At 66.7% G+C, this 25,237-nt stretch carries 21 protein-coding genes; 16 read left to right on the forward strand and 5 right to left on the reverse strand.

What is annotated here, in order from left to right; all coding sequences use genetic code 11:
• Nucleotides 1–27: 27 nt before the first annotated feature.
• The 11 genes from ACYR7D_RS09945 (at nucleotide 28) to ACYR7D_RS09995 (ending at nucleotide 8,031) form a co-directional block, all read left to right on the forward strand.
• On the forward strand, nucleotides 28–1,959 hold the full coding sequence (locus ACYR7D_RS09945) for a hypothetical protein (RefSeq protein ID WP_459549313.1): 1,932 nt from the start codon (nucleotides 28–30) through the stop codon (nucleotides 1,957–1,959).
• Nucleotides 1,956–2,750 carry an ESX secretion-associated protein EspG gene (locus ACYR7D_RS09950; RefSeq protein ID WP_459549314.1) on the forward strand — a complete coding sequence of 265 codons (795 nt, stop codon included), beginning with the start codon at nucleotides 1,956–1,958 and terminating at the stop codon, nucleotides 2,748–2,750. Before ACYR7D_RS09945 ends, ACYR7D_RS09950 begins: the two co-directional genes overlap by 4 nt.
• Nucleotides 2,751–2,873: 123 nt before the next feature.
• Complete coding sequence (locus ACYR7D_RS09955; protein ID WP_459549315.1) at nucleotides 2,874–3,188, forward strand: hypothetical protein; 315 nt, start codon at nucleotides 2,874–2,876, stop codon at nucleotides 3,186–3,188.
• Nucleotides 3,185–3,484: a YbaB/EbfC family nucleoid-associated protein gene (locus ACYR7D_RS09960; protein ID WP_459549316.1), complete on the forward strand. Its 300-nt coding sequence runs from the start codon at nucleotides 3,185–3,187 to the stop codon at nucleotides 3,482–3,484. Before ACYR7D_RS09955 ends, ACYR7D_RS09960 begins: the two co-directional genes overlap by 4 nt.
• A 126-nt stretch (nucleotides 3,485–3,610) precedes the next feature.
• Complete coding sequence (locus ACYR7D_RS09965) at nucleotides 3,611–3,928, forward strand: hypothetical protein (protein WP_459549317.1); 318 nt, start codon at nucleotides 3,611–3,613, stop codon at nucleotides 3,926–3,928.
• Entirely contained in the window at nucleotides 3,925–5,211 is a 1,287-nt protein-coding gene (locus ACYR7D_RS09970; protein ID WP_459549318.1) for a hypothetical protein, read from the forward strand. The genes ACYR7D_RS09965 and ACYR7D_RS09970 overlap by 4 nt, the downstream gene beginning before the upstream one ends.
• 12 nt (nucleotides 5,212–5,223) lie before the next feature.
• A complete protein-coding gene (locus ACYR7D_RS09975) occupies nucleotides 5,224–5,520 on the forward strand; it encodes a PE family protein (RefSeq protein WP_459549319.1) in 297 nt (98 codons plus the stop codon).
• Nucleotides 5,521–5,535: 15 nt separating this feature from the next.
• On the forward strand, nucleotides 5,536–6,504 hold the full coding sequence (locus ACYR7D_RS09980; protein WP_459549320.1) for a PPE domain-containing protein: 969 nt from the start codon (nucleotides 5,536–5,538) through the stop codon (nucleotides 6,502–6,504).
• A gap of 34 nt (nucleotides 6,505–6,538) precedes the next feature.
• The gene (locus ACYR7D_RS09985) at nucleotides 6,539–7,321 is read left to right on the forward strand and encodes an ESX secretion-associated protein EspG (RefSeq protein WP_459549321.1); all 783 of its coding nucleotides are present in this window, start codon (nucleotides 6,539–6,541) and stop codon (nucleotides 7,319–7,321) included.
• Between the two features lie 90 nt (nucleotides 7,322–7,411).
• The gene (locus ACYR7D_RS09990) at nucleotides 7,412–7,708 is read left to right on the forward strand and encodes a WXG100 family type VII secretion target (RefSeq protein ID WP_459549322.1); all 297 of its coding nucleotides are present in this window, start codon (nucleotides 7,412–7,414) and stop codon (nucleotides 7,706–7,708) included.
• Between the two features lie 32 nt (nucleotides 7,709–7,740).
• Nucleotides 7,741–8,031, forward strand: a complete 291-nt coding sequence (locus tag ACYR7D_RS09995; RefSeq protein ID WP_459549323.1) for a WXG100 family type VII secretion target — start codon at nucleotides 7,741–7,743, stop codon at nucleotides 8,029–8,031.
• 63 nt (nucleotides 8,032–8,094) lie between these two features.
• Here the strand turns inward: ACYR7D_RS09995 and eccE are convergent, their stop codons facing one another.
• Nucleotides 8,095–9,822, reverse strand: coding sequence for a type VII secretion protein EccE (gene eccE / locus ACYR7D_RS10000; protein ID WP_459549324.1), 1,728 nt, complete (start codon nucleotides 9,820–9,822; stop codon nucleotides 8,095–8,097).
• 124 nt (nucleotides 9,823–9,946) lie between these two features.
• On the opposite strand from eccE, the gene eccB reads away from it, so the two are divergent.
• The gene (gene eccB / locus ACYR7D_RS10005) at nucleotides 9,947–11,398 is read left to right on the forward strand and encodes a type VII secretion protein EccB (protein WP_459549325.1); all 1,452 of its coding nucleotides are present in this window, start codon (nucleotides 9,947–9,949) and stop codon (nucleotides 11,396–11,398) included.
• 36 nt (nucleotides 11,399–11,434) lie between these two features.
• On the opposite strand, the gene eccA is transcribed toward eccB, so the two are convergent.
• Complete coding sequence (gene eccA, locus ACYR7D_RS10010; RefSeq protein ID WP_459549326.1) at nucleotides 11,435–13,252, reverse strand: type VII secretion AAA-ATPase EccA; 1,818 nt, start codon at nucleotides 13,250–13,252, stop codon at nucleotides 11,435–11,437.
• A 121-nt stretch (nucleotides 13,253–13,373) separates the two neighbouring features.
• Here eccA and eccD point away from each other — a divergent pair, with 121 nt between their 5' ends.
• Genes eccD through eccCa form a run of 3 tightly spaced genes read left to right on the forward strand, consistent with a single transcriptional unit; the run spans nucleotide 13,374 to nucleotide 20,358 of the window.
• Nucleotides 13,374–14,849: a type VII secretion integral membrane protein EccD gene (gene eccD / locus ACYR7D_RS10015; protein ID WP_459549327.1), complete on the forward strand. Its 1,476-nt coding sequence runs from the start codon at nucleotides 13,374–13,376 to the stop codon at nucleotides 14,847–14,849.
• A gap of 13 nt (nucleotides 14,850–14,862) precedes the next feature.
• The gene (gene mycP / locus ACYR7D_RS10020; RefSeq protein ID WP_459549328.1) at nucleotides 14,863–16,272 is read left to right on the forward strand and encodes a type VII secretion-associated serine protease mycosin; all 1,410 of its coding nucleotides are present in this window, start codon (nucleotides 14,863–14,865) and stop codon (nucleotides 16,270–16,272) included.
• Between the two features lie 3 nt (nucleotides 16,273–16,275).
• Nucleotides 16,276–20,358 (forward strand): type VII secretion protein EccCa, encoded by a 4,083-nt coding sequence (eccCa, locus tag ACYR7D_RS10025; protein ID WP_459549329.1) that lies wholly within the window; start codon nucleotides 16,276–16,278, stop codon nucleotides 20,356–20,358.
• Between the two features lie 40 nt (nucleotides 20,359–20,398).
• Here eccCa and ACYR7D_RS10030 read toward each other — a convergent pair whose 3' ends face one another.
• Both ACYR7D_RS10030 and ACYR7D_RS10035 read right to left on the reverse strand, forming a co-directional pair.
• Nucleotides 20,399–21,010 carry a GNAT family N-acetyltransferase gene (locus tag ACYR7D_RS10030; protein WP_459549330.1) on the reverse strand — a complete coding sequence of 204 codons (612 nt, stop codon included), beginning with the start codon at nucleotides 21,008–21,010 and terminating at the stop codon, nucleotides 20,399–20,401.
• 3 nt (nucleotides 21,011–21,013) lie between these two features.
• Nucleotides 21,014–21,820, reverse strand: a complete 807-nt coding sequence (locus ACYR7D_RS10035) for a GntR family transcriptional regulator (protein ID WP_459549331.1) — start codon at nucleotides 21,818–21,820, stop codon at nucleotides 21,014–21,016.
• Nucleotides 21,821–21,991: 171 nt separating this feature from the next.
• On the opposite strand from ACYR7D_RS10035, the gene ACYR7D_RS10040 reads away from it, so the two are divergent.
• Nucleotides 21,992–22,492, forward strand: a complete 501-nt coding sequence (locus tag ACYR7D_RS10040; RefSeq protein WP_459549332.1) for a DUF4254 domain-containing protein — start codon at nucleotides 21,992–21,994, stop codon at nucleotides 22,490–22,492.
• 70 nt (nucleotides 22,493–22,562) lie between these two features.
• On the opposite strand, the gene ACYR7D_RS10045 is transcribed toward ACYR7D_RS10040, so the two are convergent.
• Nucleotides 22,563–25,199 carry a MinD/ParA family ATP-binding protein gene (locus ACYR7D_RS10045; RefSeq protein ID WP_459549333.1) on the reverse strand — a complete coding sequence of 879 codons (2,637 nt, stop codon included), beginning with the start codon at nucleotides 25,197–25,199 and terminating at the stop codon, nucleotides 22,563–22,565.
• Between the last annotated feature and the right edge of the window lie 38 nt (nucleotides 25,200–25,237).

The raw sequence follows: 25,237 nt of genomic DNA on the forward strand, positions 1-25,237 counted from the left end.
GCGGTCTCAAATGGTTAGGAGTGACCTGTGGCGCCGAATGACGTGCCGTCGTGGGGGAGCCTCGAGAACATGGCGGCGAACGGCCTGCTGCAGTTGGAAGACAGTGCCGTGGACGATTGCATACGCGCATGCAACGCCGTGGTCGGTCGGCTCCTGGCGCTGCGGAAACATATCGCCGAAATGTCCGATCTCGCTGCGTTCGCGCCGAGCCTGGGTTCCAGTAATACGCTGGCGCAAAAATTCGTTACCAGCGCTGAAACGCTCGGCGATATTCTCAAAGACCATATCGACATCCAGAAAAAGATGGCGGATACCTTCCTTGCGGCAGGAAAGGCATACATCAAGGCCGAGGTCGACAGTGAAGACCAGATGAATCGTATCAAGGCGCTGAACGATATTCCGCCCATAACCACCAAGCCCGGAAAGTTCCATAAAGATCCGAGCTCGATCCAGCCCGAGTACGAACAGGCCGGGTTCCTGGGTTGGAAGAATCTGGATAAAGGAAAGATAAAGAACGCGAACGGGTACTCGAACGGATTCCATGTCGATGCTCTACCGAAAGGTCTGAAGAACCTCGGAGGCGGTCGATTCGTCGGCGTTCCTGCTGAGGGTGAGAATCCGCATTCATGGGATTACAATCGATTTCATTCGATCGGGCAGGAGATCGACTGGTCCACAGCGGCGGCTCGGGCGGGCAAATGGAAATGGATGATGGGGGAATTGGACGAGGTCTTCACAACGTTCGTGAACGATGTGGGTGCCGTGACAAACGGGGGAAAGTGGCACAGTGACGGTGCCGGCGCAGCGCTGAGCGCAACCACCCAGTACGTGAAAGATACTCAGGAACTCCGGGAGAAGGTGGGGCTGCTCGGCACGAATCTCTCCTATACCGCCGGATGGCTGCAGTTGACCAAGAGCAGCATGCCCACCAGCCCGCAGGATCTGTCGGGCCAGGAAATAGCACAACCGACGGGAACCGTGGTAAGCGCTCCGGGTGGTAGCGTCGGGCCGGTGGGTATGGAGTACCCTGACCAGACTCCGATATATCGCGCGAATTTCGAGAACACCTACCTTGTCGGTCTTCCCGAATCCGATGGAAGCGTACCCGACCTCCCATTCCCGAAGAGCTCGGTGCCTGGAGACTATGAAACCGGACCGGGTTCCCCGCCTTCAGGGAATGGAAGCCCCTACGGTGGTGGTGGCAATGGCGGTGGCGGTGGTGGCGTACCGAACTACAACGGTGGAGTCATTCCTTCCGCGCAGAACGCGGCATGGCAGGGGGCGCTGCCCGGCGGCCCGCAGGCCCAGGGCTCGGTCGACAGTCGGACGGCGGATGCGGTGGCTCGGCAACAGGCAGCCGACGCACAGTTCCAGCGGGAGCAGCAGGCGGCTGCCAGGCGACAGCAGGCCGAGGCGGCCCAGTTCCAGCGTGAACAACAAGCCGTAGCACGACAGCAGCAAGCCGACCAAGCGGCGCAGCAGGCCGCCCTGGCGGGACAGCAGGGGATGCAACAGGCCATGTCTGCTGCGCAACAGGCCGCGCAACAGGCGATGTCGGGCCTCGATCAGGCGGCGCAACGGGCCGCGCTGGCAGGTATGCCGCCGGGCTCGGACCCCAAGGCGGGTCTTCCGAAAATGGGCGGGGGAATCGGTGCCGGTGCCGGTGCCGGTGCCGGTGCCGGTGCGAGTCCACTGGCGAAAGAGTGGGGGCAGTCGTCGAGGTTGTTCCCGCGGGCCAATATTGCGGCTGCGCCGGCCGGTATGGCAACAGGCGCTCGGGCCGCCATGATGCCGATGGCCGGGATGCCCGGCTCACCGGGTGCAGCCGGTGCGGCAGGTAGGAACGCGGGAGAAGGGAACAACCAGCACAAGCGGCCTGCCTTCCTCGAATCCACCGAACATCTGGAAGAAGCGCTGGGAGAAGCTCCCCGAGTCGTCAAGCCCGTAGTGGAGAAATGAACCGGACCTGGGAACTCACCGATCTGGAATTTGTTGTCGCCTGGGAAGATATGAAGGGGGAGTTCCTTCCGCATCCCTTCGTCTTCACCAGTCGAACACCTCTGTGGAACGACTATCTACGCGAAAAGAAAGAGGTCAGGAAACAGCTGGAAACCAAACTGGATCACTCGTTCTCCGAAATTCTTACCAGGATTGCCCAACCGGATATCCGACTCGAAGTGACGGCCTGGGACAGCCGGGCCACCGACGACCCGAAAAGTTGTATCCGGATACTGGCGGTCCGGCTCGATGCCGATGCTCTCGTGGTGACCCAACTTCCTGGAGAAACGGTTCGGCACAGTGGTGGTTTCACACTGGCCGAAGCCGACCCGTTGGCACTCGCCGATATCGTGGTCGCCGCCCTGCCGAAGGCCGACGCCGGGCACCGGCGCGAGGTTGTGCTCACCGAGGCCGAAGGCGCGACAAGGGACGAGGACTTCGACTATTCCTACCGCGAGTCGGAGGTATTCGACTCGTTCGATGATTCGGTAGGGCGTCGTTCCACCGATTTCCTGAATGCGCCCACCGGATTGATGGGCGTCATCAGAATCGTTCAGGGGCGTTCGAGGTTCGGCCCACGCGGAATCGTCCACAGGACACTGCGTTGGCGCGATCTGCTCGATGACGGTCGCTACATGATCACCGCGGACAACCCTCCGATCGCTCGTCCGGTCAGCGCCAAGCAGATGATCGCGATGGTCAACTCCGAGATCGTAACCGTGGTTCGCGCTATCAAGGACGAGCGGATGTGATGGTACGTGGCCGAGTGATCGAGGGCGGTGGGCTGGAAGTTCCAAGGATCCCCAGATTTGGTGATTGGCGGTATCCGAGTGCCGCCTACACTCATTGACCAGCACAAGAAGACGAGGGATGTCATGTGGTCCGTCACATCGAGGAGTGGCTCGATTTCGATCGAGACCACCGAGCAGGGCTTGCCGATCGGGATCACGATCGAGCGGGACGAGTTGCACCGTCCCCCCGCTGAATTGGCTGCCGAGATCGTGCGATTGTGCAAACAATCGGCGAACCGGGCCGGGCTCGCACGCCGCGCGGAACTGGCGGCGGCGGGACTGACCAGTGATGTGCTCGCGCTGACCGGGCTGCCCAAACCGGAGGACGTCGCGCACCAGGAACTGGTCGAGGAAGCCGAATACGAGGTCGAACCGCAGAGCTGGTTGAGGTCGGTATGAGCCAGGCGATGGACGAACTGGAGGCCCGGGCGAACCGTGCGCTGAACCGGTTGCGTGACCTCACCGACCAGATGAACGCGGTCCGGGTACGGCAATCCTCGCCCGACGGTGTGGTAACGGTCGAGGTCGACGGCAACGGTACGTTACGCGACCTGGTGCTGTCGGCGGGGGTAGCGAAGCTTTCTCCGAAGGAGTTCGAGCAGGCGCTGGTGAGTACGGCAGCGGAAGCCGCGCGGTGTGCTTTCGCGGAGCGGGCCGATCTGGTGACCGCGTTCAACCGGGAAGCCGCGGAGTAGATCGGCGATCGATGGCTGGTGCGAGATGGCTCCGATAGCGTTCGGCGACCGTGTGCCGAGCGATCGCTCGTACGGTCCGGTAGGTTCGGAAACAAATCAATCATCCTCCGGCAACAGGGGTTTCAGATGAATCGACTTTCAGTTACCTCCGAAGCGATCCGTGGGTACGGGGACGCGTCGGCGACGATGGCCGCCGACGTCGTTGTTGCCGGAGCGACCAACCAGGCCGCCACCATCGCGGCCGCGGTCCCGGTCTTCGGGTTGATCGGCCAGGATTTCCTGGCCGCTTTCGCGGTCGCCCAGGCCAACAACCTGTCCTCGGTGGCCGAGCTGGCCTACGTCCACGGGATGACAGCGGTCGCCGCGCACGAGAGCGCCGCTCTCTACGACACCGTCGAGGCCGGCGCGGTCACCGATTTCGGGACGATCAGCAGAAAAATATGAGTTCGCCGCTCGACCAGTCGGTACTGGACGTCCTACGGCAGAGCGCGGCCGGGCCCGCGCTCGATCGGCCGGTCAACGATGTCCTGAAGGATATGGGGCTACCGCAGCTACCCGAGATATCCGGCCTGCCACCGCTACCGGAGCTGCCACCGCTGCCGGTTATCGATCTGTCCCTGCTCGCCAAACCGCTCACCGATCTGGCGAGTAGTTTCGGCACCGGGCAGCTTCCGGTCGCCAGCGGTGTGGGCCCGCCCGAGGCCGACCCCGCGCAGGTGTTCTCCCAGGTGTCCACCGTAGTACAGACAGCGATGACGCTCGGTTCGTCGGCGCTGCAGATCGCGATGTCGCTGTGGCAGGGGATGGGTGCCTCGGCTGCGGCGGAGAAGGCCGGTCAGGCGGCTTCGGACGGGGCCGCGGTGTCCGCGCAGAGCGCGGAGACCTCGCTCGGTGTCACCGCGGCCGCCGGCAGCGTATTCCAGGGTGCGACGCTGATGACGGCGGTCATCGCGAAGTTCATGACCTCGCTCGCGGCTTCGGCACCGTTCATCGGCACCCCTCCGGGCCAGGCGTTCCTGGTGGCGATGACCGCCGAGACATTGGCCGAGGCCACCGCCGTCGTCGCCAAAACCCGTGCCGAACTCACCGCGCACAGCGCCGCCATGACCAAAACCGGAACCAAAGTGCCGGTTACCGGGGCGCCGAAAAATGTCGATCCGAGCCAGACCATCACCCAGTTGATGCAGCTCGTACAACCGTTGACGCAGATGGCGACGGTGGGCGGTCAGGCATTGCAGGCGGCACAGACCGCGTTGAATCCGGTGAAGCCGATCGCCGAACGGGACAAGGAGACGGTCCGCACCGGGCTCGGGGGTGCGCCGTCCGGCGTTGCCATGGGCGCGGCCGGGGCGCCGGGCGCGGTCGCGGGAAGTCCTACGCGCCAATTGGGTGCCTGGTCGGCTGCCCGCCCGGGCGGTTCCTTCGGAGCCGCGGGGATGAGTATGCCGGTCGGCGAGCCGGCGACCACCACCACCTCCTCGCCCGTGCGCGGTATGAGTTCCAGCCCCGGTGTCATGCCGATGGGTGGCGCGGCGGGTGCGGCGGGTATGGCGGCGCGTTCGGGCGAACAGTCGGCCGAGGGGTTGCGTGGGCTGCTGGTCACCGAGCAACACGGCAACGAGGTCGTGGGCGATATCGCAGGTGCTTCCCTACCGGTGGTCGGCGCTACCGAACATGTATCGGAACCGCTGGATTCCGACCCCCCCGATAAATCGCTCACCCTCTGACAGGAGCAGGTCATGGAACTGGAACCGGCCGAGGCGCACAGGTCGGCGTCGGCATTGGATGCTCTCGCGGCCCGGTTGGAGACCGATCTGCGACGGCTGATGCCCGCTCTTGCCGTCGAGCCCGCAGGGGCGGACGAGGTGTCGGTGCGCGCGGCGGATACCTTGCGCGGTGTCGCCTCGTCCTATGACGATGCCGCGACCGCCGGCATCCTGGAGATCCGCAAATTGGCCGCTGCTCTGCGATCCCACACCGATGCGCTGGTTCGGGTGGACGAGGACAACGCCACCGACATCATGGCAGCGAGATAGCGGCGGAGTACGCGTATGGTCGAACCACCGGTAATCGGATTCACCGGTGTGGTCTGGCCCGCCAGACACACCGAACAATTGTCCCGCGATCTGATGACGGGTCCGGGGGCGGCACCGATGGCCGAGGCCGGTGCGGCCTGGACCGAACTGGCGGCGACCTTCGGCGCAGCGGTCGTCGAATACGATCAGGTACTGGCCCGGATCCGCGCGGCATGGCGCTCGCCGGACAGCGAGGTCGTACTCGAGCGGATCACCAGGCTGCGCGATTGGCTCGCCGACGCGGCGACGGCCGCGGGGCAGAACGCGACCCGGGCGGGCGGCCAGGCCGTGGCCTACGAGGTCGCCCGGCTCGCCATGCCGCATATCGCGGAGGTCGCCGCGCTGGAAGATCTGAAACAGGGCATCGAACAAGCGGGTGCCGCGCTCGGAGCGCCCCTCGTCGCGGCGGCAGCGCAGGTCGAAGGTGAGCAGGATCGCGCCCAGGCGAACGCCGCACGGGTGATGCAGAGCTACGAATCGGCGACAACCCCGCTGGCGGATCCGTGGCCACAGCAGCGTCCGCCGGTCATCGCGGCGAGCACCGCTCTGGAAGCCGAACGCAATGCCGCGACACGACCCGCCCCGGCGGCCGCAGGGCAGGCCGTGCCGGGTGGTTTCCCGGTGGGTTTTCCGGGCCGCTCGGTGCCGCTGGCAAAAGTCGCCTATCAGACCCGGGCCATCGTTCAGCCGGTGGCCGCACCGGAGGTCGTGCCGGTGCAATCGAGCGCGGCGAAAACCGAGAGTGGCCTGAGCCGCGCCGTACCGGGCGGAATGGCGCCCGCGGCCGGTATGGCGGCCGATGGCGAACGCACTGTGCGCGCCGGCTCGGCCGGTGCACCACGCCCCGGCGACGCGCTGAACCTGGAAGCGGGCTTCGACGCGGCTCCGCCGGTGCTCGGCGCGGCCGCCGACCGGGCGCCGTCGCAGGCCGAGGCGCAGTCATGAGACGGCCCGAAGGGAGCAGGCCGGTATGCCGACCATGACCAATGACGGTCTGCTGGCCGTATCCGGTTTACTCGGGGTCCAGGCTCTGCCGCTGGTTCTCGGCGTCGGCCCGCGACAGGATTCGGCCGAGGCCTGGCGCGCGGCACAGCACGAGGCGCTCGGCGATTTGCGCGCCGCCGGTCTGATCGACGGATACGACGAGGTGGAAACCGAGCTGGCCACCGCGCTACGGGTGCTGGCGCAACCGGACCGGGAACTGGTCGCGCGTATCTACACCGAGAAGGAAACCATTCGGGTGTGCCTGGCGCGCCGCGGGGTGGAGCATGCGCTGGCCACCCGGACCGGCAGCGTTTTCGATATCCGTACGACCTGGGCGGACGACAGCGGAGCCGCCCTGGCCCGCCCGCTGCTGAGCGCGCTCGGTACCTGCGCTCCGGCGCCGATCACCGGTTTCAGCGCCCTGGCGGACGAACTGCGGACGCGGTTCGACGAAGCCACGACATCCAGCGATTTCGCCCAGGCGCTCTACACCCTCGGCGTTGCCGACCACAAGGACGCGGTCGAATTCGGGCTCGCCATGTCGACCTGTTTCGCGCATGCCGAAATCGTCGCCTACGCCCATCGGGACGGGGCGACCACTCGATCGTCCGGAGCGGTCGCGGTATACGACACGTCGCGAGGTCGTATCGTGGCCGCTCCCGGCATCGCCGGGGACCTGCGAGTCTGGTCCACCTTCACACCGGGCTCCGACCACCGGATCGCGCAGGCGGTTTCCGGCCTGATCGATTCGCTGCCCGGAGGAAGGTGGATGCCCTAGCTCGCGCGTTGCCGAGGCCGGGCTGTGCGAAATGGTTCCGAACTCAACTCCATACCCCCGTGAACACAACAGACCAGGAAAGGTCGAAAGATGAGCAAGGTAAGTCTCGATGATGTCGCCGCCGCACAGGTCGTGAACGATTTCATGACCGCTGTGGGGGAGATCAAGAAGACGATCTCGAATATCGCCACCGATATCGACGCCGCCAAGCCCGGCTGGCAGGGTGACGCCAACACCGCGTGCGGTAAGGCGGCTGCGGCCTGGGAAGACGAAGGCACTCGGCTGAACAACAAACTCGACCAGATGACCTCGCTGCTTTTCGAAGGCAGTGAAACGAAGACCAAGGTCGACGCCTCCAACGTCGACTCCTTCACCAATCTGATCTAGCAAGCGGCAATTCATTTCCGGGAGGAACGAACATGATTTACGATCCCAAGTACCTGATTCCGCTGATCGATCAGCTGGACGGCCACTACAAGGATCTCAAGACACAGATCCACAATCTCGAGGCAGCGGCCGGGAAAATGATCAATGTCGCGTGGGAGGACAACGAGTCGGCCGAAGGCTTCCGCACGGCACACACCAATTGGGAAACCGAGTTCGCGGACACCGCCGATATTCTCGAGGCGCTGCGTGACGCCGTCGACCGCGCGCTCGGCAATGCCCAAAGTGCCGACAAGAAGGTGTACGACAGTTTCGCCGGAATGTAGTCCTGTCCGGATGATCCCGAACGGCCCGCTCACGAGGCACGTGGGCAGGCCGTCTCGGGGAGTTCAGTAGGCCAGCGCCGGCTCAGCGCCCAGGAAAGTCATCTCCGCCGGGGTGGCGACCGTATGAACGGTAGTGGTTCCCGTGGGGGTTCGTACGGTGACGAGGTTCGGGGTGTGGGGGTCTTCGACCAGCGTGATATCACCGGTGAAGGTCGCGATGGCCTGGCTGCCGGTGGGCCGCAGCAGGATCACGGTGGCATCGGAGTGGTGCGTGGACGGCGGGATTCCGTCGTAGACGAAAACCGTCGCGGACCGATAGGAGCTCGCCTGCTGCGAGGCGGCGGACCACGACGCCAGCGACAGCGCGTGCGGCGAGCCGACCCGCTCCACCATGGATCGCCAGGCGTCATGGCGATTGGTGTGTACGACGACGGTATAGCCCAGCGCGATCGCACGCAGGATCACCTGTTTCGCGATGAGCAGCGCGCCGATGATCTCGACCCGTCGTACGTGATGACCGACCAGGGGCAGGGCGACACCCTGCCCGGACGAATCGGCACCGATCACCTGCCCGCAGCCGATGACCGGAGTGAACAGGCGGGCCAGCGAATCCGGAGTTCCCAGATAACTTTCGATCGGCAGAGCCGGCCCGGGCGCGCTGATCGGCAGGTGGTCCAGCAGCGCGCTGCGATGTTTACCGGCCATCGGAATCAGGCCGGTAACCGCGATACGAGGAAGTTCACCGCGTGCGGCGAAGCGGACGACCGCGGAGACCGAAATCGTCGCCGATCCGCCCGCGTGCTCATCGGTCGGTGTGCCGCTCGCGCGGCGCAGGCGCAGGGTGAGCGTCGTCGCGAGACTGGGCGTGGCCCACACCTCGGCCAGTCCACGCGGGTCGAGCGCCTCGGGAGCCATACGGTAGCTCGCGAGGCGAATGCCGCAGTATTCGACGCTCGAAACTGTTTCCTCGAGCCGCGTGAGATCGGCACCGTGGGTGAGTTGATTCACGGCGGCGGTGATCTCGGCGGCGGAGAGTACCGAAACGGTCAGATCCCGGGCGGCGAGGCGGTTCGCCACCCGCCGGGTGGCCACGATAGCGGAGCGCAATGTTCCGGTGGAGCCGCCGCCGCGCCGGTTCACCGCCGAGGCGTTGGCCAGCGGGTCCAGGCGCAGCACCACCCAGGCCGTCCGATGCGCCACCGCGGGCAGGGGGCCCAGAATCTGTTCGTAGACACTTGCCACCGGACCCGCGTCCGAGGTGCGCGAGCCGGTGCTGATCACATCGATCGAATCCAGATCGATATCGAATTGGTTGAGGCAGCGCGCGATTTCCGGCAGCGGCACCATTTCGCCGGTATTCAAGCCGCTCGGGCTGAGCAGCGTCACGGTCTGCGGCTGCGCGTCGATACGCAGCATCGTTATCAACCGTGCCCCGTCCCAGCGCATACCGTAGCTGCCACCGTCGGGCACCGGCACATCGAACGGGGCATTGCCGACGTCGTTCGACCGGCGTCGCCACGCATACCGGCGGAACCTGAATTCATCGGAGAGGAAAGTGGCCAGGGAGGTACCGCGGAACGGCACCAGAGCGATCGGCACGACGAGCACGCCACAAGCGATCGCGACGTAGACCGGGGATCCGCAGACCAGGGCGATCAGAGCGATCGCATTGGCGATCACCAGTACCGGAATCACATGGCGCAGCGGAAACATCCGGAACAACCAATATTGCGGTGAACGCAACGGCGGGGCCGGAACTCGCGTGGCCGAATCGGTTGTTGTCGTCACCATGCGCACATCATGGACTGAACTTCCCTCACTTCGCTACTGTAGTCGCGTGAGTCGGTGACGCTCCGCGTGAGTACGAGCGCTCCGACACCCCCCTCGCCTGATCCGCGTCTCGTTCGGAGGTTACGTGCCGGCCCAGTTGACAACGCGTGCCCAAGTCAACGGGTACCGGTTTCTGCTGCGTCGCTACGAGCACGCACTGGTGCGCCGGGACGTGCGCATGCTCCACGACCCGATGCGCTCGCAATCGCGCTCGCTGGTCGTCGGTGCGGTACTCGGCATCCTGGTCGTCGCCGGCGCGGCGATCATGTCCTTTCTGCGACCGCAGGGCGCGATCGGCGACTCGAAAATCGTGATGGCCAAGGAGACAGGTGCGCTCTACGCCATTGTCGACGGCACCATGTATCCTGCACTGAATCTGGCCTCGGCCCGGCTCATCACGAACAGCAACGAGGCGCCGACCTCGGTGAAGGAATCCAAGCTCGGGGATCTGCCGCGCGGCCCGCTGGTCGGTATCCCCGGCGCGCCGGCCGCCCTGCCCGGTTCGTCGGCCGGTGACCGGTCGACCTGGACGCTGTGTGACACCGTGGCGCTGTCGTCCGCGGGCAGCGCCGTCGGTTCGGCGGGCGCGTCGTCTACCGTGCTGGCCGGCGGCCTGGATATGGAGGCGGACGCCGCGGCGCGGCCGCTCTCCACCACGGAGGCGCTGTTGGTGAGCCGCGACGACAAGACTTTTCTCCTCTTCGACGGCAAGCGCGCGGAAGTCGACCCCGCCGATTCGGTGATGGAACGATCATTGGCGCTGGGTAACCATCATCCGCGGCCGATCAGTACCGGTCTGCTGAATGCCGCCACCCAGGTGCCCCCGTTGACGCCCCCACATATCGATCGCATCGGTGAACCGGGCCCGGACCGGTTGTCCGATGTACCGGTCGGTGGTGTCGTCCGGGTCCGCGGAGTCGACTCCGACGAGTTGTACGTGGTGCTGGCCGACGGTGTGCAGCGGGTATCGCCCTTCGCCGCCCAGGTGATCCGCAATACGAATTCCCAAGGCATGAGTGAGATCACCACGGTGCCGCCGGACCGATTGATCGGTATCCCGGTGCGCACCACGCTCGCGGTCGGGCACTTCCCGTGGGAGACCCCGGAGATCAAGACAGCCGAGGAAGCGCCGGTCGGCTGTATTTCCTGGGTGGAGGAAGCCGAGGCACCGGCCGCCACCGTGACGTTCCTCGCGGGCCGCGAACTGCCGTTGGCCGAGCCGTCCGCACCGGTCGAACTCGCCACCGCCGACGGCGTCGGGGACCGCGTCGATGCCGCCTACATTCCGCCGAGCACCGGCGAATACGTCCAGGCGGTGGCCATGACCCCGGGCAGTGCGCGCCGTGGCGGCCTCTTCTACATAGCCGACAACGGTATTCGCTATGGCGTCCCCGACATCCAGACCGCGACGGTTCTGGGGTTGGAGGAGAAACCACGGCCGGCGCCCTGGCCGATCATCGGCCAGCTCGTCCCCGGGCCCACGTTATCGGCCGAGGAAGCCCTGACGAGCCACGACACATTGCCGACGGGGCGTTAGCCGAGCCGGCGAGCGGGACTTCGCCGGCTCGCGCGCTCAGCGCAATGTGGACATCACGCCGGACAGCGCGTTGCGCATATCATCGGCTTCGATCCGCATGAGTATCGACTCGTCGATGTTCGTGAGGTCGAGATTCGCATCGTTGGCCAGCCGAAATTCACGCTCCTCTTCGGCCGCCTCGATGACGTTGCGGATGAAGCGCCCGTTACCGGCCAGGTCGATACCGCGGCGCGGCTGACCGCTCTGGTCGATGGTTTCCTTTTCGTAGAGCTCGGTGCACGCCCGGACGAGAAGGTCCAGCGCATCGTCGGCGATCTCCGAGTCGCGTTTCCGCGCGATGAACTGACCGATCTCACCCAGTTCGGCCGGGGTGTAGGAATCGAATTTGACCCGCTTCGCGAACCGGGAGGCGAGACCGTCGTTGGCGGCGAGGAGCCGGTCGATCTCACCGTCGTATCCGGCGATGATGACCACCAGCCGATCGCGATCGTCTTCCATCCGGGCCAGCAGGGTGTCCACGGCCTCGCGCCCGAACGCATCCCCGCCCTGCAGACCGGACTGGATCAGCGTGTAGGCCTCGTCGATGAACAGCACACCGTCCATAGCGCTATCGATCAGCTTGGACGTTTTGATCGCGGTACTGCCCAGGTGCTGGCCGACGAAATCGGCACGTTTGGCCTCGACCAGCGAGTCCGTCTTCAGCAGGCCCAGCCCGCAGTAGATCTTGGCGACCACCCGGGCGACCGTGGTCTTACCGGTGCCCGGCGGACCGGTAAAGGCCAGATGCTGCCCGCGTGGCACGCTGGCCATCCCCTTCTCGGCGCGTATCTTCGCCAGCTGGGCGGTGGCCTGTAGCTTGGCGACCTGGGTTTTGACCGCGGCCAACCCGATCTGGGCATCGAGTTCGGCGCGCGCGGCCGCCAGGATCAGCTTGGCTTTGTCGTCGCGCTCCGCCCGGCCCATCTGCTCGGCGGAGGGCGCCGAGGCGGGATCCCAGCGATCGGTCCGCGCGTCGATCTGTTCCTGGGTGGTGATCGTGAGGCGGTATTTGCGGTCCCGCATGGCCTGGGAGTTGGCCTCGAAATCCGGAGCTTCCGAGTACACCTTCTCGAAGATGGCCTGCGCTTCGGCCTCCTTACCGGTTTCCCGCAGGCACAGGCCGCGACAGAATCGGGCGGTGAGCGCGGCCGCCGGGATCGGGCCCTGTTCGGCCTGTTCCATCCGGCGGATGGCCTCTCCGAACAACCCCAGCTGCGCGCACGCGGTCCCCACCATGACGTGGGCCGCCGCGGCCATGAAGGGATCGTCCCATTCGGCGGAGCCCGCCAGCAGCGTCATCACATCGGACCAACGCTGGGTTTGATAATGCAGCGTCGCGCGGACGTAGGCGCAGATACGGTCGTCGGTCTCGCGCTCCGGGTGGGAGATCTGGGATTTGCGATGTTCGGCGAGTTCGTCGAGCACACGCTCGGCCTCGTCGTAGTCGCGGGCGGCGATCAAGGCGGACGCCTGAGCCAACCAGATCTCGGTATAGCTCGCCAGGGGGTAGTCGATGTATTGACCCACCACGAACCGGCCGGACAGCGCGCGGGGCGGTAGTCCGAGGCGGCGCTGTTCCCGGAACAGCGTCGCCGAGCTCGTCCGGTACAGATTGAACAGAACCTCATCGCTGACCTCGCCGGCCGCGGCCCGGCCCAGCCATGCGTCGCACATGTCCGGGTCCCATTCGGTGGCGCGGGTGAAGGCCAATTTGGCGTAGTCGAGGTCTCTGATGGATTCCTGCCCCTCGACGGAGATGCCCAATGACAAAACCCCGGCGTCGAAGGCGCGTTGTGCTTGGCGGTTGCCGGTCATGCGGGTACGCCCCCAAAAGCTACGGACATTGCGAGTTCTCGCTCAGCATACCGGCTGGGATGTGTATAGATTAAGAGCGTCATCAAGTTCGGCAGCGTGAACGTAGGGAGCAAGTCAGCTCGTGAGCGAGTCGTCGACCAGCGGCGTGGAGGCGGCTGATCCTGATCTGTGCCGAGTCTCGGTAATCGGCGGCAACACTCAACTGGACCTGGGGTTGCCCGCGACTATTCCCATCGCCACTTTCATCTCGGATGTGGTCGACCTCATCGAATCCCGGAACCGGGATCTCACCGAGCACGAAGGCGGAGGCGCGCCTCCGCGGGCCGCCCATTGGACATTGGCCAGGATCGGCCGTGACCCGATTCCGCCGAACCAGACCTTGACCGAGGCCGAGGTGTTCGACGGCGAACTGCTGGTGCTGCGCTCGGTGACGGCGAAGGAATCGCCCGCGCTGTTCGACGATGTCATCGATGCCGTATCGCGATTGACCGCGGAGTCGTTCCGTGGTTGGACCCCGGGCGCGGCCCGCTGGATGGGTCTCCTCGCGGCCCTGGGCGGACTGCTCTCGGCCATCGTTCTGCTCGTCACCGCGAAACAGGGCGGTGCGGGAATATACCTCGGCTTCATCACGGTGGGCACCGGTATCGCGTCCATGGTGGCGGCCGTGATCGCGGTCCGCAAGTATGCCGCCACGCTCACGGCGGTGATGCTTTCGCTGTACACGACAGTGCTGGGCTTCGCCTCCGCGGTGCTGTTCGTGCCGGGTGAACCGGCGAGCCCGCACCTGCTGCTGGCCTGCGCCGCGAGTCTCGTCACCGCCCTCGTCGCCTACAGCGTCACCGGAGTGGGCGCCATGCTCTGCGCCGCCGTCGTCACCACCGCGTTGTCCGGTGGGGTCGCGGCGTTCATCCGCATGGTGTGGGATGCCGGAACCCCGAAGATCGCCGCGGGTGTTCTCGTCGCGGCGCTGATCGTGATCACCATGGCGCCACGGATCTCGGTGGCGGCCGCGCGGCTGCCGATACCCCCGGTGCCCACCGCGGGTGGGGCCATCGACCCGGCCGATCACGAACCGCGGCCGACGATCGAGGACATCGGCGCCATCGGCGCGACCGCACTGCCTTCGGCGGTGGGGCTCGAACTGCGGGCGGTCGCGGCGAACCGATACCAATCCGGTCTACTGCTCGGTAGTGTCGTTTCGGCGGTCTTCGGAGCAGTGCTCGCCGCCGATCCGCTGGGGGCGGCACGCTGGCAGGGAATCGCGCTCGCGGTCGTCATCGGACTGATTCTGTGTATGCGCGGACGGTCGTTCGCCGACCTGACCCAGGCGAGCCTCTTGATCGGCGGTGGCGCGATCACACTGATCGCGGTGCCGGTCGCTGTCGGCATCGGCAATCCCTCCGCCCTGGTCCCGCTCGCCGGGGTGATACTCGCCCTGTCGGTCGTCATGCTGTGTTTCGGTGTGATCGCGCCGCACACCGAGATGTCTCCCGTGGTACGCCGGGCAGGCGAAATCGCCGAATATCTGCTGATCGTGACTGTCGTTCCGCTGGTGTTGTGGGTCATGGAAATCTATTCGGCCGCAAGGAATTTGTGATCGAGGCATACCCATGAGCATTGCGTTGCGGCTTGCCGGGGCGGCGCTGGTGGCCGGTCTCGGTACGTTCGGTGTGCCTGCTCCCGCCTTCGCTATCGGACCACCCGGGATCGACGAGGGTGCGTTGGCCGCCGCGCGGGCGGTGGAAGCCAAAGGTGGACCACCCGAGGCGACCGAGCAGCGGTCGGTCTGTGCCGAACCCACTCTCGGTGGTGCCCCGCCCCGGGATCCGCCGCCGCCACAGCGACTTCTCGACCTTCCGTCGGCCTGGCAGTTCAGTCGTGGCGGTGGGCAGAAAGTGGCGGTGATAGACACGGGTGTGAACCGGCATCCACGTCTGCCCGCGTTGCAGCCGGGCGGGGACTTCGTCTCGAACACCGACGGCACCGCCGACTGCGATGGCCACGGCACCTTGGTCGCGGGGGTGATCGCCGCGCGGCCGAGCCCGGACGACGGGTTCGCCGGGGTCGCACCGGAAGCGGAGATCCTCACCATCCGTCAGCTCAGCCTGGCCTACGAACCGAAGGACCGGGCCGCCGGCGATATGCCGGGCAAGATCGCGTCGACCGGCTACGGCAGTGTGCTGACCCTGGCCGCTGCCGTCGTGCGCGCGGTCGATCTCGGATCCACCGTGATCAACATCTCCGAAGTCGCTTGCGCGCCTGCGGGCTCGAATACCGCCGACGCCGCGCTCGGCGCCGCGGTGAAATACGCTTACGACCGGAACGTGGTCGTCGTCGCTGCGGCCGGAAATATTCAGCAGGGCGGGGCCTGTGAACAGAACGAGGGTGCCGGATGGGACGCGGTCCGCACCGTGGTGAGCCCGGCCTGGTTCAGCCAGTATGTACTTTCGGTGGCGTCCGTGGATGCCGAAGGCCAACCTTCGGAGTTCTCCGTACACGGGCCGTGGGTGGGGGTGGCAGCCCCCGGTCACGGCATCGTCTCGTTGGACAGCAAACCGGGCGGCACCGGACTCGTGGATTCCGTGCAGACCAGCGAAGGTATCGGTTCCATCGACGGAACCAGCTTTTCCAGCGCCTATGTTTCCGGGCTCGCCGCGCTGGTGCGGGCCCGGTTCCCCGAACTGTCCGCCCAGCAGGTGATCGACCGGATAACGCGCACAGCGATGCAGCCCGGCACCGGCCGGGACGACCGGGTCGGTGCGGGGTTGATCGATCCACTCGCCGCGCTCACCGCGGAATTACCCGCGCAGCCGATCGGTGCGGGGGCGGATGTGCCGCGCGCGCTGCCCGCGCCCGCGCCCGCGCCGTATGTCGATCCCCTGCCACGCACCGTGGCCACCATCGGCACGATCGTTTTGCTCGCCCTGCTCGGGATCGGATACGCGTTGTCCATTCCGTTCCGTAAACAGCACGGCAGCGCCGATCCGGCTGAGGAAACCGGAGCCGGAGAAGGGCTGTAGAACATGGCTACCGAAGGTTTTGTGCGACGGCCCCGGATCGCGCCGCCCCGGCCACCGGGCGGCGAGGTGGCGCTCACCGCGCCGCCGGAGATACCCCGGCCGGTGCCCACCGGCTTGTTGATGAAGCTCATGCCCATCGTGATGGTCGTCGCCGTGGTCGGCATGATCGCCATGATGGTCATGATGGGCCGCAGCCTGCTGGCGAATCCGTTCATGATGATGTTCCCGCTGATGATGCTCATGTCCATGGTCGGCATGATGATGGGTTACCGAGGCGGAGGCACCAAGAAGGCCGCCGAACTCAACGAGGAGCGCAAGGACTATTTCCGCTACCTGGGCCAGATACGCAAGGATGTGCGCAAGACCGGCCGGTCTCAGCTGGAAGCGCTGATCTGGAGCCACCCCGAGCCCGCTGATCTGCAATCCATCGTCGGCACCCGACGGATGTGGGAACGGCGACCCAACGACCCCGACTTCGGGCATGTGCGTGTCGGAGTCGGTAGCCATCGGCTGGCGACCAAACTGGCCCGCCCCGAAACCGGCCCGCTGGAAGATCTGGAGCCGGTGTCGACGGTCGCTCTGCGCCGCTTCGTCCGCACCCATTCGGTGGTGCACAACCTGCCGACCGCGGTCTCGCTGCGCGCGTTCCCCGCCATCAATATCGAAGGCGACCACGCCGAAGCCCGGATGCTGGTCCGATCGATGCTGATGGAATTCGTCACCTTGCACGGGCCGGACCATACGGCGGTGGCCGTCATCTGCGCCGATCCGGACGGCGAGACGTGGGAGTGGGCCAAATGGCTCCCGCACCTGCAGCATCCTGCCGAGCGAGACGGAGTCGGTGCCCGGCGCATGATGTACCAGTCGCTGGCCGAGTTCGAAACCGCGATGGCCGCCGAACTTCTCGAACGCGGCCGTTTCATGCGTAACGCGCAGCCGACGCCGGGACGTATCCATCTGCTGGTCATCATCGACGACGGGTACGTCAGCGGTACCGAGCGTATCGTCAGCGACGCCGGGCTCGATTCGGTCACCGTCCTCGACCTTTCCGCCCCTCAGACCGGGCTGGCCGTACGCCGCGGACTGCAACTGGTGGTCGACGACGGCATGGTGGCGGCGAAATCGGCGGCGGGGATCGAGAAATTCGCCACCACCGATTTCGTCACCGTCGCCGAGGCGGTGGCCCTGGCCCGGAAATTGGCCCGCTATCGCATCGCCACGGCGGCACAGATCGTCAGCCTGGGCGACGAGACCCGCTCTGTCGCCGACCTGATGACGCTGCTGAAGGTGCCCGACGCGGCGCAGATCGATCCGGCGGTGGTCTGGCGTCCGCGCAGCGACCGGGAACGGCTGCGGGTACCGATCGGGGTCACGCCGGACGGTACCCCGGTGGAGTTGGATATCAAGGAGTCCGCCGAGAACGGTATGGGGCCGCACGGGTTGTGTATCGGCGCCACCGGCTCCGGTAAGTCGGAGTTCTTGCGGACCCTGATCCTTTCGCTGGTGACTTCGCATTCACCCGATCTGCTGAATCTGGTGCTGGTCGACTTCAAAGGTGGGGCGACCTTCCTCGGTCTGGATTCGCTGCCGCATGTCGCCGCGGTGATCACCAACCTCGAAGAAGAGCTCTCGATGGTCGACCGGATGCAGGATGCGCTGGCCGGGGAGATGAACCGCCGGCAGGAACTGCTGCGTGCGGCAGGCAACTTCGCCAACGTCACCGAATACGAGAAGGCGCGAGCCGCGGGCGCCCAGCTCGACCCGTTGCCCGCACTGTTCATCGTGGTCGACGAGTTCTCCGAACTCCTCTCCCAGAAACCGGATTTCGCCGACCTCTTCGTGATGATCGGCCGGCTCGGCCGCTCCCTGCGGGTGCACCTGCTGCTCGCCTCGCAGCGGTTGGAGGAGAACAAACTGCGCGGGCTGGACAGCCACCTGTCCTATCGGATCGGTCTGCGTACCTTCTCGGCCAACGAATCACGCGCGGTACTCGGCATCACCGATGCCTATCATCTGCCGAGCGTGCCCGGTTCGGCGTACCTCAAAAGTGACGCCGACGATCCGCTGCGGTTCAATGCGGCGTACGTGTCCGGACCGTATGTCTCTCCCCGGGGAGATCAAGAGGTCAGCTGGCGTTCGATAGGCGGGCGTTCGCCGGTGGTCTTCACCGCGCGGGAAGTGGAAGCGGAGGTTCCCGCCGCGCCGGCCGGGCGTACCGGCGAGGCCCGCCCCGGGCTCCCCGACCTGCCGCCACCACCCGGCGCGGTGGACGACCCGGCGGCTTTCGAGACCGAGACGACCGCTCTGTCGCCCGGAGGTGTGCCTCCGACACTGCTGCAGGTGGTCGTGACCCGGCTCGTCGGCCATGGACGATCGGCTCACGAAGTATGGTTGCCGCCGCTGGACGAATCGCCCTCGGTGGATATGTTGCTTCCCGATCCGGACTGGAAGTCCCCCGCGAACCGCAACGGACAGTTGTGGATGCCGATCGGCGTGATCGACAAGCCGTACGAACAGCGTCGTGATGTGCTGGTCATCGATCTTTCCGGGGCGCAGGGCAATCTGGCTGTGGTCGGTGGGCCACAATCGGGTAAGTCGACCACTCTGCGTACCGTCATCATGGCGGCAGCCGCCACCCATACGCCGGAACAGATCCAGTTCTACTGTCTGGACTTCGGTGGTGGCACCCTGGCCGGTCTCGCGGACCTGCCGCATGTCGGTTCGGTGGCGGGCCGGCTGGAGGTGGACCGGGTTCGTCGCACCGTGGCCGAAATGGTCACGCTGCTGCACCAGCGGGAAGAACGTTTCCGCGAACTCGGTATCGAATCGATCGCCGAATTCCGCAGGCGTAAGGCACGGCTCGCCGAACTACCGGAGGAGCAACGTCGTTCCGACCCGCTGTCGGAGGATCTCTTCGGCGATGTGTTCCTGGTCGTGGACGGGTGGCCGACCATCCGCGCCGAGTTCGACATCCTCGAACAGGCATTCAACTCGCTTGCCGCTCAGGGTTTGTCCTACGGTATCCACCTCATGCTGTCGGCCAGTCGGTGGGCCGAGATCCGCCCCACCGTCAAAGATCTCATCGGCACCAGGCTGGAGTTGCGGCTCGGCGATCCGTCGGATTCCGAAATGGACCGGCGCACCGCGGTGCTGGTACCGATGAACCGTCCGGGCCGTGGCCTGACGCCCGACAGCCTGCACATGCTCGTCGCGCTACCGCGGCTGGATTCGAATTCCGACGCGGAAACCCTGGCCGACGGCGTCGGTGAGGCGAAACAGCAACTCAACGCGCTCTACGAGGGTAGGCGGGCGCCCGAGGTGCGTATGCTTCCGCTGGAAATCCCACGTGAACAGGTGCTGGAAGCCGTGCGCCGGGACGGGATCGCACTGGGGCCGACCCGTATCGCGGTCGGGATCGGCGAATCCGGACTGCGGCCACTGGTGCTGGATTTCGATGCCCAGCCGCATCTCATGGCTTTCGCCGACGTCGAATGCGGTAAGACGACACTGCTGCGCAATATCGTCATGGGGGTGGCCGAGAATTCGAACGCCGATCAAGCGCGGGTGATCCTCATCGACTACCGGCGCACCATGCTCGGTGTGCTCGAGGGGGATCAGCTGGCCGGTTACTCGACTTCTTCGCAGACCTCGGTGGGCATGATCAAGGAGGTCGCGACCTACCTGATGCGCCGGATCCCCGGCTCGGATATCACCCCGAAGCAGTTGCGTGAGCGCAGCTGGTGGAGTGGGCCGGAAATCTATATCGTCGTCGACGACTACGACATGGTGGTGGCAGGCCAGAACCCATTGGAGCCGCTGCTCGAATTCCTTCCGCAGGCCCGCGATATCGGCATGCATCTGATCATCGCCCGGCGCTCCGGAGGCGTGTCTCGCGCGCTGTACGACAAGGTTCTCGGCAGGATGAAGGACCTCTCGGTGGACGCGCTGCTCATGAGCGCGCCCAAGGACGAGGGGAAGATCCTGGGCGATATCCGTGCGAGCAAGCTGCCCCCGGGCCGAGGAACTCTCGTATCCCGTAGTCACGAGCCGGAAATGGTCCAGGTGGCCTACCTGCCGCCGGTGTAACCGCCCATACCGCCGGCTGTCGCGTGGCGGCGGTGCTCGCTCACCCGAAGGCCGGCAGGACGAGCGGGTCGCGGCTCAGCGGTGTCATCGGGAAGGCTGCCCGGGCAGCGATCGCGTGATCGTCCCGCACCCAGCTGTCGACGTGCCGCTCGAAGAGCGCGCACGAGGGGCTCGGGCTGTTCGGGTCGGCGATCCGGACCATACGGAACCCGGCGCGCCGGTAATAGGTGTGCAGGTCGGTATTCGTGGTCCAGGCGTCCAACCGCACCCAGCTGCGTCCGTGCGCGAGGGCCAGCGCCCCCGCGTGGGCCAGCAACCGGCGGCCGATACCGCTGCCCGCGTAGCCGAGATCCACGATGAGATAGTGCACGATCAGTGATTCGGCGATCTCCGCGGGCGTCCACAATCCTGTGTCGGCGCGGTCGTTGACGGTGATCGTCCCGGCCGGTGCGCTGTTCACCTCGCCGATCCAGGTCTCGCCGGCCGCCACCGCCCGGCGCACCGCGCGGGCGAAGTAGTCGATGGGCAGCCCGGACGCGGCCAGGGACCACTGGTCCGAGCCGCGGGCGGCCAGCCACGAGCAGCGTTGTAGCCGCAGGCGGCAGATCAGGTCCAGGTCACCGGGGACGGCCGGCCGAATCTGCACGGTCATGGGCTAGAACCATAGTCCCGACCGATCAGTCTGATCCAGCACCCCGCGGATAACCGCGCTGCCGGCGGGGTCGCCGAGTTCGTAGGCCAGCCGGTTGCTGGCCGCGATGGAACGATGCCGGGTCACCCGGGTGACCCGCTGGTGGTTGGCACCGATCCGCAGATGATCCAGCAGTACGGTACCGACGGAAACACCGAGCACTTCCGCCTCCTCGGCGCTGGCCGGGCGGGCGACCACGGTATCGCGGTGCGCGGTTTCGCCCTGGCCACGTTCGGCCAACCGGCGTGTCGTGCCCTCGGGGATATCGTGTGGAGAATCGATACCGGTGGCCTCGGCGAGGTCTCGTGGATAGAAACTCACCTCCCAGGACCACGGTTCGTTGTCGAGGAACTGTACGACGGTGCGGGCGACCACCCACGAGTCCACCGGCACCCCCAGCCACTGCGCGACACGCGGGCTCGCCGGTTCCATCCGTGCGTTGAATTCCTTGGTGGGCACGCGGCCCGCCGCGCGTGCGATCTCCTCGAAGATATCGTGGGCCGCCCGCGGCCGATCCGGGCGGATATGGTCGGTGACCAGGGATTCCAGCACTTCCTGGCTGCGTACTATGGTGCCGCGGGAAGTGGCGGTATAGACGAGATTTTCGGTGACCAGCAGTTGGATCGCATTGCGTGCGGTGGTGAGCGAAACCTGCATCTGCTCGGCGAGTTCGGAGTGACTGGGCAGCCGATCCCCGGGCCGCCATTTGCCTGCTCGTATCTCGTCACGGAGTAGATCCGCGATGCGTCGATACGTCGGACCGTCCGCCATCGTGCTCCTCGGGTGGTCGCCAGATAACGAAGTGTACGCTTTTCGTGTCCAGGGGGCCCTGCATCGCTTGACAGTCGACTTCTGCGGTTTATTGTAATCAACGTACTGACCCGGTGTTGTGCGGCGATGAACGGCGAGGCAACCGTGATAGGTTCGGATACAACAGTCGTAATGGCTCTTCCCGGCGCCCAGCGTGGCGCCGACCCCTTGGCGCAGAACGGGATTCCCGGTCCGCTGCCCAATTCGGATCTACTGGTGCGAGCCGCGCGCGGGCATCGGGTGGTCGGAGGGCAGTTGCTCTGGTATGCCCGGGATCTGGCCGTACTCCACGAGCGCAGGCTGGTGGGGCGCGGCGGATCCATCGTCACCGATCCCGACCGCTTGGTCGAGATCGACCGGCGCCGTATGGAATTGGTATTGGCGATCGATGACTGGGTGGGGCGCAACGTCCCACAGCACCGGCTCGGTGTCACCCTGCACACCGAAACCATCGGTGCCATCATCGACCGGATCGCCGAATCCGCGGTACGCGCCCACCACGCGCTGATGACGTTGGACGCGGACGACGAACTGCTGCACAGTGCCTGGCATCACCTGGCCGAACTGGCCGATGCCTACGACGCGCTGGTCGGCGACGTCCTCGCCGGAAGGCGTCGGCTGCCGGAGTGGTGAGCGTCCCGGGACGGGCTGCCGCCACGGCCGGTCCCGGGGTCCGCGGATCACGCCCGATCCGGGTGCGGGATCACCCGCCCTGATAGGTGTGGTAGCTCTGGTTGAAATCGTCGGCCACGGTGGCCGCCAGTTCCACGTACGCGCGTTTGGTTTCCTTCTTCAGCCGCGCCAGATCGATTTCGGCCCCCTCCGACATATGCGGGTCGAAGGGGATCATGTGCACGGCCCGGCAGCGGGACAGGAAGTACTGGCGCAGCTGCTGCACATCGATATTCGGGGTGCCGTCGCGTGGTGAGTTGATCACGACCACCGCGTTCTGCACCAGATGGTGATAGCCGTGCAGGGACAACCAGTCCAGAGTGGCCGACGCGCTCTGCGCGCCGTCGATCGCGGTCGGTGAGATGAGTACCAGCGAATGCGCCAGCTGGAGCACCCCGGCCATGGCCGAATGCATCAGGCCGGTACCGCAGTCGGTGAGGATGATGTTGTAGAAGCGCTGCAGGATCCGGGCCACCGCGCGGTATTCGTCCTCGTTGAACGCCTCCGAGGCCGCCGGATCCCGCTCGCTGGCCAGCACCTCCAGCCGGCTGGTCGCCTGCGAGGTGTGCCGGCGGACGTCCGAATACCGTTCGATCGCCGTATCGAGCAGCAGATCGCGCACCGTCGAGCGTGTCTGCAGCGGCACCCGCTGGGACAGGGTGCCGAAGTCGGGGTTCGCGTCCACCGCGATGACCCGGTCGCCGCGGATGGAAGCGAAGGTCGAACCGAGGCCGACGGTCGTGGTGGTCTTACCGACGCCGCCCTTCAGGGAGAGCACCGCGATGCGGTAGTCCCCGCGGACGGGCTGGCGGATGCGCGCCACCAGTTCCTGGAGACGCCGCTCCTCGGCCGACATACCGGGATTGATCCGCCCGCCGGAGGCGTGGTGCACCACTTTGCGCCAGCCGTGGCCCGAGGCCTTCTTGGCGCGCCGCACCGCCACATCGTCGAGCGACGGCCCACCCGGACCGGGTGCGCCGTACTGCGCCGGCGGGGGTGGGTTCTGCCACTGCCCGGCCGGCGGCTGCCTCTGCTGCCATGTCGGTCCGGGACCGGCCTGCTGGGGTGGCGGTCCGGCATACGGAGCGGGAGCGGGGTGCTGCCGGTTCGGTGGGGGCGATTGCGGTCCCGGGCCGGTCGGGGGCCCCTGATGCGGCGCGGCCGGCATCGGATGCTGGGGCCGGGACTGCCGCGGGTCCGGCTGACCGGGGAGCGCCTGCTCGGGGGCGCGCCACTGCTGCGCGGGCGCTCCGTTCGCCGGTGCGGTGTTCTCCGGAGGGCGCCACTGCGGCCTGCCGTCCCCCGGTGCCGGTGCCGGTGCATGCGGGCCGGGGGCCGGTTCGGGCGGTCCGCTGTGCGGGGCGGGATGCCCGGTGGGCCGGGGAGCATTCGACACCGGTGTCGCGGGCGCGGCCACCTCCGGGCCGGGGGCGGAGGATTCGTTGCGGCCGGCGGCCGCGGTATCACCGGTACCGTTCGCCGGATCGGATCGCTGGTCCGGCACCGCCGGGGGATCCGGGGGAGCGGACGGCTCCGGGTAGTGGGTGGGTTCACCGGTTACGGCGCCGGTGGCGCGCTCCGCGGTTTCGCTCCCCGGGGTGTTCGCGGACGGTTCCCCGGGCGCCGGTGGGAGATCGGGGAGCCGCCGCAGTGGCTCCTGTTCGACCGGAGCGGCGGTATCGGCGGCCGGTGGGTCCGGCAACGGGGGAGGCGGCGGCAGAAAGGGGCGTGGGGAGGCCGCCGCGGAACCAGCGGCGGGAGCACCGCTTCCGGTCGCGCTCTCCGGCTCGGCCGGGGTCCGCGGGGCCGGATGGGGCGGAATCGGATGCTGCGGGCGCAGCCGGTCGAATTCGGGCGCCGGTTCGCTCGGGGTCCGTAGCGGCAGGCTCGGCGGGGACGATTCGGGAGCCTGGAACGGATCCGGAACCGGAGCGGACGCGGTACCGATATCCCCGCCGGGTCCCCGCTGCTCGGGTGTGGGAGCCGGGAAAGGGCCCGGAGCGGGAAGGCCGGAGCCGTCCCCGTCCGGGGCACCGGTGTAGGCCTGCGCGGGACCGCGGAGCTGCTCGGAACCGGGGATCGCCCGATCCGGCGCGTTCGGTGGTTCCGGGTAGGGCTGCTGTCCGGACCGGATTCGCTGATCGGGGGGCAGGGGATGTGCGGGAGCCTGCCGGGTATCGCCGGACAGGCTCCACGGCTGTGCGGCCCCCCACTGCTCCGGGGCCTCCGGACCGCGTCCGCCCCGGTCGGTCTCGGGACGGAACGGTTCGGGCCGCTGGGATGGGTCGCCGGGATGCGGACCCGCAGCGGCCGCCTCCCCTTCACCGCCCGGCCCCGGCACGTTGCGTTGCGGGGAGGGCGGGGCCTGCGTGTTCGGCAACAGCTCCCCGACACGCTCCTCGAGGGACGGCTGCCCCTTGTTCTTGTTGCGGAACCAGCCTTTGTTCTTCTTCTTGTCGCTCTCGGCGGCGGATTGCTCCTCGCCGCGGCCACGACGACCGAAATAGCCGCCGGGCGGCTCCGGGGTTTCGGGAATGACCTCGTCCTGAGGGAGGTTCTGCACCGGCGGCGGCTCGTAGTTGCGGAAATTCGCCTGCCCGACACCGGTGACCTCGGTATCGGCCAGCCATGGTGGCAGCATGGGGAGGCCGTCGTTACTGCGGCTCACCGGTGTCCCCTCCTGGAATGGTCGGCCTCGGACAGCGG

It is taken from the genome of Nocardia sp. X0981 (assembly GCF_977089955.1).